This window comes from Cypionkella sp., from assembly GCF_030652235.1.
Classification (GTDB): domain Bacteria; phylum Pseudomonadota; class Alphaproteobacteria; order Rhodobacterales; family Rhodobacteraceae; genus Cypionkella.
The window spans coordinates 103065-117929 of the sequence record NZ_JAUSBA010000010.1; the positions used below are offsets into that span (position 1 = coordinate 103065).

Below are 14865 nucleotides of genomic sequence, written 5' to 3' on the forward strand. Positions count from 1 at the left end.
GCTCTAACCCGCCTGATTGCGCGCCCGAAACGCTGCCAGCTCCGCCGCTGTCGGCGCTTTCCCGGTGAAGATCAGCACATAATCCGGGATATTGTGCAGCCGGAACTCCAGCGACTCTTCAGTCCGCATCGAGATATAGCCCACCTGCGTCAGATACACCGTCTGCGCCCGCACCCGTGCCTCATGAGGCGGATAGGAAAACGTCTCGAACATCCCAGTTAGAGCCTGAACGCGCGCCAAATCCGCCGCCTTCAACACCTCGGCCAAAGAACTGTCCGTCAGCGCCCAAGTGCGAATGGCAAATTCCATCCGGCTGTCAAACAGCGCGGGCGTGATCCAGCAATCGTTGACGTTCAGCATGGCTTGCGCAATCGTCGCCGCCGGGGCCTGCGTGCGGGCGATCAGATTGGCGGTGTTTTGGCTTTGCCAGCGCGCGATCAACCCGGCCAACAGCGCCTCGCGATCGGCGAAATGCCAATAGAAACTGGTGCGCGACAGCCCCAGACGCGCGGCCAAAGGCATCACCTTCACCGCTTCAACCCCGCCTTCAACCAGCAGGGCATAGGCCGCGTCCAGCCAGATTTCTGGCGTGCCGCGCCAGCCGCGTTCTGATGTTTGCCCCGTATCCATAGCACCAACCTAAAGCCGCCGCCGCCGTATATCAACCACACGACAGAAAACTTGACACATATGTCGATTCCTGTTTTCCTGCGCGAAACCCCAGCCCCTGCGAGGCCAAAATGTCTACCGATCCGCTGCTGCAACCCTACCAGCTGAAACACCTGACCCTGCGCAACCGCATTATGACCACCAGTCACGAACCGGCCTACCCAGAAGATGGCATGCCGAAGGATCGCTACCGCCTCTACCACCTCGAACGCGCCAAGGCAGGCGTCGCGCTGACCATGACCGCAGGTTCGGCGGCGGTGTCGAAAGACAGCCCCCCGGTGTTCAACAACATCCTCGCCTACAAGGACGAGGTGGTGAAATGGATGAAGCAACTGACCGATGATTGCCACGAGGCTGGGGCCGCCGTGATGATCCAGCTGACCCATCTGGGCCGTCGCACCCGCTGGGACAAGGGCGATTGGCTGCCGGTTGTGGGGGCCAGTTCCGCCCGCGAACCCAGCCACCGCGCCTTCCCGAAGGTGATCGAAGATTGGGATATCGAACGCATCATCCAAGACTACGCCGACGCCGCTGAACGGATGAAAGAAGCCGGCCTCGATGGCGTGGAATTCGAATGCTACGGCCATCTGATGGACCAGTTCATGTCGCCGTTCACCAACACCCTTGCCGCGCCCTATGGCGGTTCCTTGGAAAACCGCGCCCGTTTTGCGATGGATGTGCTGGCCGCCTGTCGCAAGCGTGTCGGGGAAAACTTTCTGCTGGGCGTCCGCTACACCGCCGATGAGGTCGAGCAGGGTGGTATTTCCGCCGATGAAGGCGTGGAAATCGGTAAGATGTTCCGCGACTCTGGCCTCGTCGATTTCCTGAACATCATCAAGGGCCGCATCTTCACCGATGCCGCGATGACCGATGTGATCCCGATTCACGGCATGAAATCTGCGCCGCACCTTGATTTTGCAGGTCGTATCCGCGCCGAGGTTGGTCTGCCCACCTTCCACGCCGCCCGCATCCCCGATGTGGCGACCGCCCGCCATGCCATCGCCTCTGGCCAGCTCGATATGGTCGGCATGACCCGGGCCCATATGGCCGATCCGCATGTGGTGCAAAAGATCATCGAGGGCCGCGAGGATGACATTCGCCCCTGCGTCGGTGCCACCTATTGCCTTGACCGGATTTACCAAGGCGGCATGGCTTTGTGCATCCACAACCCCTCGACGGGCCGCGAAGAAACCCAACCGCACGCCATCAAACCCGCGGCCACGAAACGCCAAGTTGTTGTGGTCGGCGCAGGCCCGGCAGGGCTTGAGGCTGCTCGCGTGGCCGCCGAACGCGGCCATAAGGTGACGGTGTTTGAAGCAGCCCCCCAGCCCGGCGGCCAAGTCCGTCTGACCGCGCAAACCAAACGCCGCGCCGAGATGATCGGCATCATCGACTGGCGCATGGCACAATGCGCCGCCCTCGGTGTCGAGTTTCGCTTTAACGCCTGGGCCGAAGCTGATGAGATTCTGGCCGAGAACCCCGATGTGGTGATCATCGCGACCGGGGGCCTGCCGGAGAAGGACGTGCTGAAGTTCGGCAATGACCTAACCGTCTCGGCTTGGGACATTCTGTCAGGTGATGTGAAACCCGGCAGCAACGTCTTGCTTTACGACGACGCGGGCGACCACACCGCCCTGCAAGCTGCGCAAACCCTGACCGAAGCCGGCGCGAAGGTGGAAATCATGACCCCGGATCGCAGTTTTGCCCCCGAGGTTATGGCAATGAATCTTGTGCCCTATATGCGGGCTTTGCAGGATAAAAACACCACCTTCACCGTGACGTATCGCCTGACCGGGGTGGAAAAAGACGGCAACCAGATTAAGGCCACGGTGGATTCAGACTATATGACCTTGGGCAAGACCAGCCACTACGATCAGATCGTGGTCAACCATGGCACCCAGCCCCTCGCCGACATCTACTTCGATTTGAAGCCGCGCTCGGTCAACCTTGGCGCTGTCGATTACGACGCCTTGATCGCAGGCCAGCCGCAAACCTATGGCGGTGGCCCTGCAGGGTTCCAACTGTTCCGCATCGGTGACGCGGTCGAGGCCCGCAACATTCACGCCGCGATTTATGACGCGCTGCGGTTGGTGCGGGAAATCTGAATAAACATTGCGGCGCGCCCCAACCCGGCGCGTCGGCCTCAGGCCAGACGGTAGCAGCGGCTTTGCTTGTCGTAGCCGACAATCCGCTGCCCCTGCGCCATCCGCTTTTGCAACGCCTGCCGCAACTGCATCCGCAGCGCCGAGGCCGCCGCCATATCCTGCGCCAACAGCGCGTCGAGATCTTGCGGCAAGGCCAGCGGCAGCAGCTCGCCGCCAGCCGTCAAATCCGTCTCACCCAAAGCCAGCGCCGCGACCCGCGGCGCCTCAAGCGCCCAGTCGACCAACAGCCGATCCGAGGCGATGCCGCGATTGATCCCCGCCATCGCACCATAATAATCGACCAAATAGCGGCCCGATTGCGCCCCCAGACGGTGAATGTTCAGCGCCGCGTTGATAGGACGCAGCGGATCATAGGTCCATTGCACGGTGCTTATCCCCCGCGCCAAACACCACTGGCGCTGATAGAACTTCAGCCGCACGCCCAGCCCCAGCCCGCGTGCCTCGGACAACACCGCCAAGCGATGCGAATGCTGCACCGCAGGGTCGCGTGACGGCAGGCCAAAGATGTAGCCCGGCAACACCTCGCCGGCAAAAGCCCCGCCGACCAACCCGCCCAAACCCTGCACCACCATCATCAGATCGGCCGGATCGGGCTGATCCCCCGCGCCCCAGACGCTGCGCTGCAAGTCTTCAGCGGCGCGAAACTCGTCCATGCCCGACAGGTCGCGAAAGACAAACGCGCTCATGCCGTGATACTTTCAAAGCTGAGCGTTGCGGTTTTCAGATAATCCAGATCTAGGCTGACCCCGATGCCTGCCCCCTGCGGCACCGGCATCCGCCCCGCTGTGGTTTCCAGCTTTTGCTCGATAATATCCCGCGTGAAATAGCGGCTCGCTGAAGACGTATCGCCGGGCTTGGTGAAGTTTGGCAGGGTGGACAGATGGATATTGTGCGCGCGCCCAATCCCCGATTCCAGCATCCCGCCGCACCAGACGGGCACCGCAAACGCCTCGCACAGATCATGAATGCGCAAGGCATTGGCATAGCCGCCAACGCGTCCAACCTTGATATTGATCACCTGCGCCGCACCCGTTTGCAGCGCCTTGCGGGTGTGTTCAACGGTGCGGATGCATTCATCCAGACAGATCGGCGTGCGCAACCGGGTTTGCAGCGTGGCGTGGTCGTGAATGTCATCCCAAGCCAGCGGTTGCTCGATGTAATCCAGATCAAAATCATCCATGCGCTGCAACAGCGCCGTATCAGCCAGCGTATAGCAGGAATTGGCGTCTACTGTCAGATGCGCCCCCGGAAATTCCGCCCGCGCCGCCCGCAACAATTCAAGATCATGCCCCGGTTTCACCTTCAACTTGATCCGTTGATAGCCCTGCTCTAGATGGCTGGAGATCCGCTGCATCGTTGCAGCAATCGGCCCGATCCCTAATGAGACCCCCACATCAATCGCATCGCCCGACCCACCCAGCACGCTTTGCAGTGGCAAGTTCAGCGACTTCGCCCACAGATCCCAGAACGCCATCTCAAGGGTCGCCTTAGCCATGTGGTTCGCGCGCCATGGCACCAGCTTACGCGCCAATTCCTGTGGATGTGCAAAGCTTTGGCCGACCAGTTGCGGCAGCAAAACATCGCGCAGCAGGCCCATCGCCCCCGCCACGGTTTCCTCCAGATAATCTGGCAGCGGGTCCATCACGCCCTCGCCATAGCCCTCAATCCCATCGGCTTTCAGCACCAGCAGCGGGAAGATTTTCTCGGTCATCGTGCCCGTGGCAATGGTGAACGGCGTCACCAGTGGCAGGCGCACAAGCCGCAGATCGGCGGCATCAATGCGCAAGGGCGCGCGGGTCTGGGTCATGGCTGGCCTCCTGTCAGCGGTGGCGTCACGCTAGATTTATTTCAGTTTACTTGCAAGCTTGACCGAATGACAGAATCCTGACAGTCTTTCTGGATACCCGAAAGGAACCCCGGATTTGCCGCAAGACGACCCGCCCGTTTCGCAAGACCCAACCGCCGCTTCGGGCGATCTGCGGCAACGTCTGGCCACGGCCAATACAGAAGGCACCCCATCGGATCGCGCCATTGCGGGCTTTCTGCTGGCCAATCTACAATCTCTGCCATTCGAAACCGCCGCTTCGGTGGCAGCAAAAGTCGGTGTGTCCGAGGCCACTGTGGGCCGATTCTGCCGCACCTTAGGCTACCGCCATCTGAAAGACCTTAAAGGCAGCCTTCAGCTTGATCTGGGCGATACGGCGTGGTTGATCGGCGATCGCCTGCAAGATTTCCACCGCCGCAGCGAAAGCGGCAACGCCGAACTGTCCCGCGCGCTGGACCGCGAGATGGCGGCGCTTGTCGCCGTCTACGAAATGGCCGCCAGCCCCGCCTTTGATGCCACCGTCAAACGCCTGTCGCACCGCCGATCCGTCTGGGTGGCGGGCTTTCAGACCGAACGCGGTCGCGCTGCCGAACTGGCGCACAACCTGCAATACCTACGCGCGGGGGTGCATCTGTGCGATGTCGCCGCAGGCCACTTTGCCGAGGTTTTGCTGGACGATCCCACCCAAACCACCCTCGTTCTGATCGACGCGCGGCGCTATTCCCGGCTGACCCGCGATCTGGCCTTGGCCGCGCGTGACGCGGGCATCCCGGTGACGCTGATCACCGATCCCTATTGCTCGTGGGCGCATGACACCGTGACAGAGGTGTTCGCCGTGCCCACCGATCTCAATCATTTCTGGGATGCCACCTCGGCGATGTCCTCGCTGGTGGGCCTAATGATCAACGGCGTGTTCCGCGAACTCGGCGCGGCGGTTGAGGCGCGTATGGCCCGCGTCTCGGCGCTACACGGCAGCTTTATCGGCCATATCGGCTCGGCCCGTGGCCCCACCAAGCCCACCACATAACAAACAAAAAACCAACAAAGGAGGATCTGTCCAATGACCATAAGTATCCGCAAAACGCTTCTCACCGCCAGCGTCAGCCTGTTCGCGCTGTTCGCCGCCCAAGCCGTCAGCGCGCAAGAAGCCGTGTTCGTGCTGAACACCAGCGAGGTCGGCGCGCCCACCTATAACCCGATCAAAGCCAACAACCTGAACAAAGCCACCACACTGATCTTCGACCGCATGGTCAGCCAAGCTGCCGATCTGTCGTTTCACCCGTGGCTGGCCTCCTCGTGGGAAGAAGCGCCGGATGGCATGTCCTGGACCTTCCATCTGAAGCCCGGCGTCACCTTTCACAACGGCGAGCCGTTCAACGCCGCCACCATCGGCCCGTGGCTAGAGGCCTTCAAGGGCAGCGAAAACGCCTATATGACCGAAGCCGTCGCATCGGTCGAAGTGGTCGATGATCTGACCGTGAAATTCGTCATGGCGCGGCCCGAGCCGAACATGCTGTATAACCTGTCCTCCAGCTTCATGTCGGTGATCGAGCCGAAATCCTACGCCGCTTTGGGTGACAATTATGGCGTGACCGAGGTTTACGGCACAGGCCCGTTCAAGATGGAAAGCTTCACCATCGGCCAGGAAACCGTGCTGGTGCGCAATGACGATTACACCTGGGGCTCGCCTCTGGCGAAAAACACCGGCCCGGCCCATATCGCCAAAATAACCTTCCGTGAAATCGCCGAAGATTCCACCGCGTTTCTGGAGTTGAAAACCGGCGGCGTCGATATGCTGTTGGGCGTGCCCGCAGACTTGCTGTCAGAGGTCAAAAAAGAGCCTAACCTCGCGGTTGTGACCCTTCCGGGCCAAGATGTGTACTACATGCCGATCAACGTCACCAAAGCCCCCTTCGATGACATCAAAGTGCGCGAAGCCGTTGCCAAAGCGATCAACCAAGAAGAAATTCTTGCCTCGGTTTTTGGCGGGGTGGGCGCGGTTGCCGATACCTTCCTGATCTCTGCGCTGCCAGAAGGCCATGTCGCGGACAGTGCCAAAATCCACTTCGACCCCGCCCGCTCCAATGCCCTGCTGGATGAAGCTGGCTGGGTGATGGGTGCCGATGGCGTCCGCGCCAAAGACGGCGTGGCGCTGAAAGTCAGCCTGTGGACCCAAAGCGACAGCATTTTCCGCCGCCTGACTGAAGTCGTCCAAGCCCAGTTGAAAGCTGTGGGGGTCGAGGCCGAAATCACCACTTTCGACAGTTCGATGATCCGCGATCAATACAAAACCGGCACCCAGCAACTCGCCGTCCGTTCCTATGATTGGGACAACGCCGATATCGTCGATTGGTTCTTTGGTGCCGACCGTCTGGGCTATCCGAACATCTCGATGTTCAATGACCCCAAAGCCGAAGAATTGCGCAAAGCTGCGATGACGGGCTCGAAAAACATGGCCGAGCGGGTCGCCAATTTCACCGCTTACCATGAATATGTGCTGACCCAGTTCCCGATGGCGCCGATCTATCAACCGGTCGAAAGCGTCGCCTACAACGCCGATCGTCTGGTGATGCCAGCCGAATTGAACGCGCCCGTCGTCGGCTCTACCGCCGTGATGGACATGGAAGTGAAGGAATAGCAGCGTAGGGCAGGGGACACGGGCATGTATTCTTATCTGATCCGTCGGGTCGTGATGCTTGTGCCGGTGTTCCTTGCCGTCTCGCTGGTGATATTCCTGATCCTGCATTTCATCCCCGGCGATCCGATCGACAATCTTCTCAAGGTCGGATCGTCCCCCGAAGCCCGCGCCCAGATGGAGGCCCGCTATGGCCTCGATCAACCGCTGCCGGTGCAATACGGCATCTGGTTGTCGAAAGTGATGCAGGGCGATCTTGGCACCGCCATCGTCGCCCGCCGCCCGGTGTCGGATCTGATCCTGCAAGCCCTGCCGCATTCGCTGCGGTTGGGCGGCTTTGCGCTGCTGTTCTCCTCCGTCGTCGGCGTTGGTCTTGGCGTACTGGCAGCCCTAAACCGTGACAAATGGCCGGACAAAGCCATAATGGGCGGTGTTCTGCTCGGCTCCACCATGCCCAGCTTTTGGCTTGGGTTGATCCTGATGCTGATCTTTTCGGTGTGGCTCGGCTGGTTCCCGGTCTCGGGTGCGCGCAGCGCCAGCGCCTTGGTGTTACCCGTTCTCACCATCGGCTTGGGCGGCACCGCCCTCGTCGCCCGCATCACCCGCATAGCGATGATCGAAGCCTCTGGCCGCGATTTCGTCACGCTTCTACACGCCAAAGGTCTGTCGCCCCTGCGCATCCAACTCCGCCACGTCCTGCGCCACGCGCTGATCCCAGTTGTCACGATCCTTGCCCTGCGCATCGGCTGGATCTTGGGCGGTGCGGTGACGGTCGAGGTGGTCTTCGCCCGCCCCGGCCTCGGCACCCTGCTGATCAAATCGCTCAGCCAACACGATTACCCCGTGGTGCAAGCTTGCCTCTTGATGCTGGCAATGGCCGTCATGCTTGGCACCCTGTTGGGCGACATCCTGCAAGCCGCGATGGACCCCCGCGTGCGGGCGGCCCTCGCATGACCCTGCCCGCCCCGATCCGCGCTTTGCGCCGCCCCGCAGGTGCCCTAGCTGGCCTTTGGCTGATCCTTGTCATCCTCGCCGCCATAGCAGCCCCGCTGCTGACCCCCTATGCCTATGATATCCAAGAGCTTAAATCCGCATGGCAACCGCCCTCCGCCAGCCATTGGCTGGGCACCGATGAATTTGGCCGCGATCTGCTCACCCGTTTGATGTATGGCGCGCGCACCTCGCTGTCGGTCAGCAGCATCGCCATCACAATTTCCGTCTTGTGTGGCATGACCCTAGGGGCCGCCGCCGCATGGTTCGGCGGCTGGTTTGACCGCGCCGTCACCACGATCGTCGATCTGACATGGAGCTTCCCCGAAATCCTGATCGCCCTCATCTTGGTGGCCATCATCGGCCCCGGCACCACTGGCACCATGGTCGCCATTTCAGTCGCCTATCTCGCGCAATTCACCCGCCTAACCCGCGCCCAGATCATGACCCTAAAAGGCGAAACCTTCATCGAAGCCGCCGCCAGCCTTGGCGCGGGCAACGGCCATATCCTATTCCGCCACCTGCTGCCCAACGCCCTCGCCCCCGTCTTGGTCAGCGCCATGCTGGCCACCGGAGACGCCATCATCTTGGAGGCCACCCTCGGCTTTTTCGGTCTGGGCGCACAGCCCCCGGTGCCATCCTGGGGCGGCATGATGTCGGCAGGCTCGGCCCTCGTGTTCAAAGCCCCGTGGATCATCATCTTCCCCGGCCTTGCTGTCGCCATCACCGTCGTCGCCATCAACCTCTACGGCGACGCGCTGATCGCCGAGTTAGACATCCGCGCCCGGATGCGGAGGGCGGTATGAGCGCGCTGCTAGACCTGCAAAACGTCAGCGTTGCCATCGGTTCGGCGCACCTGCTGGATGGCGTCAGCCTGCGGTTGGAACGCGGCCAAACCCTTGGCCTTGTCGGCGAATCCGGCTCGGGCAAATCCCTTACCGCGATGGCGGCGATGGGCCTGCTGCCCTTGATCGGCGGTCGCGTCAGTGCCGGAACAGTGCGGTTTGACGGCCAAGACCTTGCCAGCCTGACCGATGCCCAACGCCGCGCCCTCCGTGGCCGCCGCATCGGTTTTGTCACCCAAAACCCGATGACGGCGCTGGACCCCGTGCAACGCATCGGCGCGCAGATCGACGTGGTTTCCCGTCTGCATCTTGGCCTGACCAAACACGCCGCCCGCGCCCGAACCCTCGATCTGCTGACCCAACTCCGCATCCCTGAGGCGGCAGCGGTGGCTGAGGCTTGGCCGCATCAGTTGTCCGGCGGCATGAAGCAGCGCATCGTCATCGCCATGGCCCTTGCGGGCGACCCCGAACTGATCGTCGCGGATGAGCCGACCACAGCGCTGGATGTCACTGTGCAGGCCCAAATCATCCAAATCCTTGCGGGTCTTGTGCGCGAAAAGGGCGTGGCCCTGCTGCTGATCACCCATGACATGGGCGTCGTCGCGCAAATCTGCGATCGAGTTGCGGTACTTTACGCGGGCCGTCTGGCCGAGGAAGGCCCGGTCGCCCCGATCTTTGCCGCCCCGCAGCACCCCTATACCGCCGCCCTGATCAACTGCATCCCGCAAGAAGGCATGGCGCGCGGAACCCTGCGCGGCATCCCCGGTGCTGTGCCATCGGCCCGCCAATACCCCAGCGGCTGCCGCTTTCATCCTCGTTGTGTCAAGGCCACCGCCGAATGTGCGACCCATATCCCGCCCCTGACCCAACGCGGCGATGGCCAAGCCGCCTGCCTGCACCTGCCAGAGATCGCACCATGACCGCCCCGATGCTACAGATCGAAGCCCTCACCAAACGCTTTCAAACCGGTGGCGGCTTTCTCAAACGCCCCCGCGCCATGCTCGCCGTCCGGGATGTGTCACTCGCCATCGCCAAGGGCGAAGTCGTCGGCGTCGTCGGTGAAAGCGGCTGCGGCAAATCTACCCTTGCCCGGCTGGTTTTGCGCTTGTTAGAGCCTTCTTCGGGCCGTGTCATCCTGGATGGCACCGATCTGACCAGCCTTGGCCCAAGCGCGCTGCGCGCCGCGCGCAAGCGGATGGCGATGGTGTTTCAAGACCCCTATTCCTCGCTCGATCCGCGCTTTTCCGTGGCCGATGTGCTGACCGAACCCTTCACCGTGCAACGCCGCCCGCTGCCCCCCGGCCAAATCGCCGAGATGCTTACCGCGGTCGGTCTGCCGCCCGAGATGGCCAGCAGCCACCCGCATCAGTTGTCCGGCGGCCAGCGCCAGCGCGTCGGCATCGCCCGCGCCCTCGCGCTGCGCCCCGAATTCGTCGTGCTTGATGAACCCACGGCCTCGTTAGACGTCTCTATTCAGGCCCAAATTATTGATCTGCTGGCGGGCCTGCGTGATCAGATGGGCCTGACCTACCTGTTCATCAGCCATGACCTTGGCCTTGTGCGCTATTTCTGCGACCGCATCGTGGTGATGTATCTCGGCGCCGTGGTGGAAATTCTGCCCACCGCCGATGCACAACCGCGCCACCCTTACACCCGCGCCCTGATCGACAGTGGTTTTACCCCGGACCCCACCCGCCGCCGCGCCATCGCGCCGCTCAGCGGTGAAATCCCCAGCCCGTTCGATCTGCCCCCCGGCTGCGCCTTTGCCGGACGCTGTCCGCACGCGACAGACCGCTGCCGCACTGAACGCCCGGTGCTGGACGCCACCATGCATCCCACCGCCTGTTTCCACCCGCTTTGAAAGCCCAAATATGCCCTTCCACATCCTGACCGCCGCCTTCGTCCACGAAAGCAACACCTTCAAGCGCGGCGAAACCACCCTGCAAGACTTCCGCAACGATGTGCTGGATCTGGGCCAAACCGCCATCGACCGCTTCGGCGACGTCAACGAAGAACTCGCCGGGTTTCTCGACATAGGCCGCAAGGCAGGCTGGCTGATCACCCATACCGTCTCGGCCCACGCCACCCCCGGCGCGCGTGTGGCGCGTGAGGCGTTCGATCATATCGCGGGCCTGATCTGCGACGGCGCGCGCCAACATCGCGACAGCCTCGATGGCATCCTGCTTAGCCTGCACGGCTCGATGGTCCCCACCTTCTGCGAAGATGGCGAGGGCGAACTCTTGCACCGCCTGCGCGCCATTGTCGGCCCCGATATGCCCATCGCCGTCACCCTTGATCTGCATGCGATGGTGACGCCCGCGATGGTCGCGGCAGCGCAGATCATGGTCAGCTACAAAACCTACCCACATATCGACATGCGCGAAACCGGCCGCCACGCCGCCCGCCTGTTGGATGCGACGCTGCGCGGCGAAACAAACCCCACCACCCTGCGCGTCCACCTTCCGATGCTGGATGAAGCCAACGCGGGCCGCTCTGATGTCCCGCAAACCGCCGCGCTTTATACCCGCGCGACGCAGCACGAATCCGAACCCGGCATCCTTGCGGTCTCGATCAACGCAGGCTTTGCCGAGGCCGATATTCTAGAGGCTGGCCCCACCGTTCTGGTCAGCTACGATCAAACCATCCCCACCGCTGGCCCGCGCGCGCAGGCGATTGCCAAAGCCTTGGCCGATACAATCTGGGCACAACGCGACTCTGTCTCGAATGATTTTCTCAGCCCCGCCGCAGCCGCCCTGCAAGCCCGCGATTTCGACGCCAGCCAAGGCCCGCTTGTCATCGCCGACTATGCCGACAACCCCGGCGCAGGCGCTTACGGCGATGCCACCGCGCTGTTGCAAGCCCTGCTTGACGCGGGTGCAACTGGCGGCGCCTTCGCCCCAATGATCGACGCCGAAGCGGCAGCGCTTCTGCACCGTCACAAAGTCGGCGATCAAGTCAGCCTCGCACTTGGCGGCAAACAAGACCCCAGCTTTGGCGGAAGCCCGCTGAACCTGACAGGCGAAATCATCCACCTGTCGGATGGCAGCTATACCGGCAACGGCCCCATCCTTGGCGGCATCACCCACAGCTTCGGCCTCACCGCCGTTCTGCGCGTGCAAGGCATTGATGTTCTGGTCGTCACCCAACCCGGCCAGATGCTTGATCTGATGCAGGTCCGCACATTTGGCGTTGAGCCGACCGCCCTGCGCTTTCTGGTGGTCAAATCCATGCAACACTTCCGCGCCGCGTTTCAGCCGATTGCGGGCAAAGTCATCGTCTGCGACACCGGAGCCCTCGCCACCCCGCAAGCCCATCTGCGCCCCTATGTCCGCGTTCGCCGCCCGGTCTGGCCACTGGATCGCACTGGATTTGGTGCCTTGTAACGGGCTCTAAACGCAGTTTAGTGGCATTTTTTTGGGCGATGGCCTCCCCTTTGGCAGCAATATCCGAACCGCGTGACCGGTTAAATTTGCGACCTGACAATGATATCTGACCTATTCGAAAGAAACCGACACTCACCTTTTGCACCCAAGCGCGATATCGCGGTTGAGCCTATGTTTGGTAAACTTTACAAAAAACCGGACAATCATGGCACAGATCGACGTCGCACCGCCTCATCCGTACACGGCCGCCACCTGGCAGGCGCGTAAAAGCTGGTGGCTGCTGCCCGCTGTCGGCTTCGGTACGGCATGTTGGGGCACACTGATCTATGGGCTGCTGACCTGAGCAGTTTCAAAGAACTGCACGATCCGTCGTGCGATCTTGTCCTGATCCGCCACCGCACCGCAGAGTGAGGCGCGGGCAGCGTTCAACACCTGATCCGGCAGCTTGCCCTGCATTTCTTCGGTCAATGCCACCATAAACCCATGCGTCATCTCGGGATGATACTGCGTTGTCAGCACGTTTGATCCAATCGCAAAACTCCCCACCGCACAATCCGCATTGCCCCCCAACGCTATAGCCCCCTCTGGCATGGTCAAAACTTGCTCTCTATGCGCCGCATAAAGCCGGATTTGTGCGCCCTCTATCTCCGTCTGCACCGCCCCAAACACCCAACCGCCGGGATTGTCCCCGACCACCCCGCCCAAAGCCACCGCAATCGCCTGATGGCCAAAGCACGCGCCAAACAACGGCGCGCCGCGCGCCACGATCTCTCGGATCAGCCCAAACAGCCGCCCGACCCAAGCCGCAGAATCATGCACCGAGGCCGGGCTTCCGGTGATGATCCAGCCATCAAACCGCGCCCCCTCGGCCGGAAACGCCCCATCCTTCACCGAAAACGCACTCACCCGCCACTCCGGGCGCTCTGCTTGCAACAGCGCGGCAAACTTCGCGCCATCCTTTGGATGTGCCTGCGCAAATTCACTCTCGTCGGTGTTCGCCACCAGCACTGCAATATGCATAATCTTTCTCTTTACATATTTATGAACATGTATAGCATATTTATAAATCAGCCCCACGGCAAGCGAGGAATTATGACGCTTTGGACCCCCACCGACGATGGCCATGCCGATTTGTCCAGCCATGATGCCTTCACCAATGGTGCGCCGCTGAACACCTTCGCCCGTCTGCGCCGTGAGGATCCAATGCATTGGACCGATTACGCGCAGGGCGAGAACTATTGGAGCGTCACCCGCCATGCCGATATTCTAGAGCTGAACCGCCAGACTGACCTGTTGTCTTCGGCCCGTGGTATCCGCATCGAGGATCAGTCCTACGAAGAATACCTCGCCCGTCGCACCTTCCAAGAAACCGACGGGCCTCAGCATATGGCCACCCGCATCCGCGTTGCCAAAGCCTTCTCCCGCCCGGTGATTGCGCAGTTTGAACAGGTTATCCGCGATATTTGTGTCGATATTCTCGACACCACCCTGCCGAAAGGCAGCTTTGACGCCACCGCCGAAATCGCCCGCCAACTGCCAATGCGGATGCTGGGCCGCATCATGGGCACACCCGACGCCGATCTGCCGTGGCTGGTCGCCAAAGGCGATGCGCTGATCGCCAACACCGACCCCGATTTCACCAGCCATGTCCTTGACAAGATGACCACCGATGAATTCCGCATGATGCCGTTCAACTCTCCGGCAGGCGCAGAGCTGTTCGTCTATGCCAAAGATCTGATGGCCCGCAAAGCTGCTTCAGGCGACCGCTCGGGCATCCTGCCGCTGATCATGGAGCCTGCCGCCGATGGCACCACCATGCCCGAACACGAATTCCGCAATTTCTTCTGCCTGCTGGTTGCCGCGGGCAACGACACCACCCGCTATTCGATCGCGGCAGGGCTGCAAGCCCTCGCCCACCAACCCGAACTTCTGCCGCTGCTGCAAACCCATACGGTGTGGGACACCGCCCCCGATGAAATCATCCGTTGGGCCACCCCTGCGATCTATTTCCGCCGCACCGCCACCCGCGATTTTGACTATCACGGCAAGCAGGTCAAGGCGGGTCAAAAGGTGGTCTATTGGTTCCTTTCCGGCAACCGTGACGACGCGGCCTTTGATGACCCGATGCGCGTCAATCTTGCGCGCCAAAACAATCGCCACGTGGCCTTTGGCCAAGGCGGCCCACATGTTTGTCTTGGCATGTGGCTGGCCCGTCTAGAGGTGCGTGTGTTGTTCGAAGAACTTGCCAAACGCCTCCGCAAGATCGAACCTGCGGGTGATCACAAATACCTGCGCTCTAACTTCGTTGGCGGTTTGAAATCTTTGCCCGTCACCGTGACACTCAACTAAGCGG

14 protein-coding genes are annotated in these 14865 nt (G+C 61.6%); 10 read left to right on the forward strand and 4 right to left on the reverse strand.

All coding sequences use genetic code 11. The annotated features are described in order from the left end of the window. Positions 1 to 3: 3 nt before the first annotated feature. Positions 4 to 630: a TetR/AcrR family transcriptional regulator gene (locus Q7V03_RS02520; RefSeq protein WP_304924036.1), complete on the reverse strand. Its 627-nt coding sequence runs from the start codon at positions 628 to 630 to the stop codon at positions 4 to 6. 110 nt (positions 631 to 740) lie between these two features. Between Q7V03_RS02520 and Q7V03_RS02525 the strand changes: the two genes are divergently transcribed. After that, the gene (locus Q7V03_RS02525) at positions 741 to 2774 is read left to right on the forward strand and encodes an NADH:flavin oxidoreductase (RefSeq protein ID WP_304924037.1); all 2034 of its coding nucleotides are present in this window, start codon (positions 741 to 743) and stop codon (positions 2772 to 2774) included. Between the two features lie 38 nt (positions 2775 to 2812). Here Q7V03_RS02525 and Q7V03_RS02530 read toward each other — a convergent pair whose 3' ends face one another. Both Q7V03_RS02530 and menC read right to left on the reverse strand, forming a co-directional pair. Then, positions 2813 to 3520 (reverse strand): GNAT family N-acetyltransferase, encoded by a 708-nt coding sequence (locus Q7V03_RS02530; RefSeq protein WP_304924038.1) that lies wholly within the window; start codon positions 3518 to 3520, stop codon positions 2813 to 2815. After that, the gene (gene menC / locus Q7V03_RS02535; protein WP_304924039.1) at positions 3517 to 4641 is read right to left on the reverse strand and encodes an o-succinylbenzoate synthase; all 1125 of its coding nucleotides are present in this window, start codon (positions 4639 to 4641) and stop codon (positions 3517 to 3519) included. Before menC ends, Q7V03_RS02530 begins: the two co-directional genes overlap by 4 nt. Before the next feature lie 115 nt (positions 4642 to 4756). On the opposite strand from menC, the gene Q7V03_RS02540 reads away from it, so the two are divergent. From Q7V03_RS02540 to Q7V03_RS02575, 8 genes are all read left to right on the forward strand, one after another. Next, positions 4757 to 5686 carry a MurR/RpiR family transcriptional regulator gene (locus Q7V03_RS02540; RefSeq protein ID WP_304924040.1) on the forward strand — a complete coding sequence of 310 codons (930 nt, stop codon included), beginning with the start codon at positions 4757 to 4759 and terminating at the stop codon, positions 5684 to 5686. A gap of 33 nt (positions 5687 to 5719) precedes the next feature. Then, positions 5720 to 7297, forward strand: coding sequence for an ABC transporter substrate-binding protein (locus Q7V03_RS02545; RefSeq protein ID WP_304924041.1), 1578 nt, complete (start codon positions 5720 to 5722; stop codon positions 7295 to 7297). A gap of 24 nt (positions 7298 to 7321) precedes the next feature. Then, complete coding sequence (locus tag Q7V03_RS02550) at positions 7322 to 8248, forward strand: ABC transporter permease (RefSeq protein WP_304924042.1); 927 nt, start codon at positions 7322 to 7324, stop codon at positions 8246 to 8248. Next, positions 8245 to 9090 carry an ABC transporter permease gene (locus tag Q7V03_RS02555; RefSeq protein ID WP_304924043.1) on the forward strand — a complete coding sequence of 282 codons (846 nt, stop codon included), beginning with the start codon at positions 8245 to 8247 and terminating at the stop codon, positions 9088 to 9090. The genes Q7V03_RS02550 and Q7V03_RS02555 overlap by 4 nt, the downstream gene beginning before the upstream one ends. After that, positions 9087 to 10049 carry an ABC transporter ATP-binding protein gene (locus Q7V03_RS02560; RefSeq protein ID WP_304924044.1) on the forward strand — a complete coding sequence of 321 codons (963 nt, stop codon included), beginning with the start codon at positions 9087 to 9089 and terminating at the stop codon, positions 10047 to 10049. The genes Q7V03_RS02555 and Q7V03_RS02560 overlap by 4 nt, the downstream gene beginning before the upstream one ends. Continuing rightward, positions 10046 to 10990 (forward strand): ABC transporter ATP-binding protein, encoded by a 945-nt coding sequence (locus tag Q7V03_RS02565; RefSeq protein WP_304924045.1) that lies wholly within the window; start codon positions 10046 to 10048, stop codon positions 10988 to 10990. Before Q7V03_RS02560 ends, Q7V03_RS02565 begins: the two co-directional genes overlap by 4 nt. 10 nt (positions 10991 to 11000) lie before the next feature. Then, the gene (locus Q7V03_RS02570; protein ID WP_304924046.1) at positions 11001 to 12512 is read left to right on the forward strand and encodes a M81 family metallopeptidase; all 1512 of its coding nucleotides are present in this window, start codon (positions 11001 to 11003) and stop codon (positions 12510 to 12512) included. A 205-nt stretch (positions 12513 to 12717) separates the two neighbouring features. Further along, a complete protein-coding gene (locus Q7V03_RS02575) occupies positions 12718 to 12855 on the forward strand; it encodes a hypothetical protein (RefSeq protein WP_304924047.1) in 138 nt (45 codons plus the stop codon). Here the strand turns inward: Q7V03_RS02575 and Q7V03_RS02580 are convergent. Further along, on the reverse strand, positions 12837 to 13532 hold the full coding sequence (locus Q7V03_RS02580) for a type 1 glutamine amidotransferase (protein WP_304924048.1): 696 nt from the start codon (positions 13530 to 13532) through the stop codon (positions 12837 to 12839). The genes Q7V03_RS02575 and Q7V03_RS02580 overlap by 19 nt on opposite strands. 72 nt (positions 13533 to 13604) lie before the next feature. Between Q7V03_RS02580 and Q7V03_RS02585 the strand changes: the two genes are divergently transcribed. After that, positions 13605 to 14861 (forward strand): cytochrome P450, encoded by a 1257-nt coding sequence (locus Q7V03_RS02585; protein WP_304924049.1) that lies wholly within the window; start codon positions 13605 to 13607, stop codon positions 14859 to 14861. The last annotated feature ends 4 nt before the right edge of the window (positions 14862 to 14865 follow it).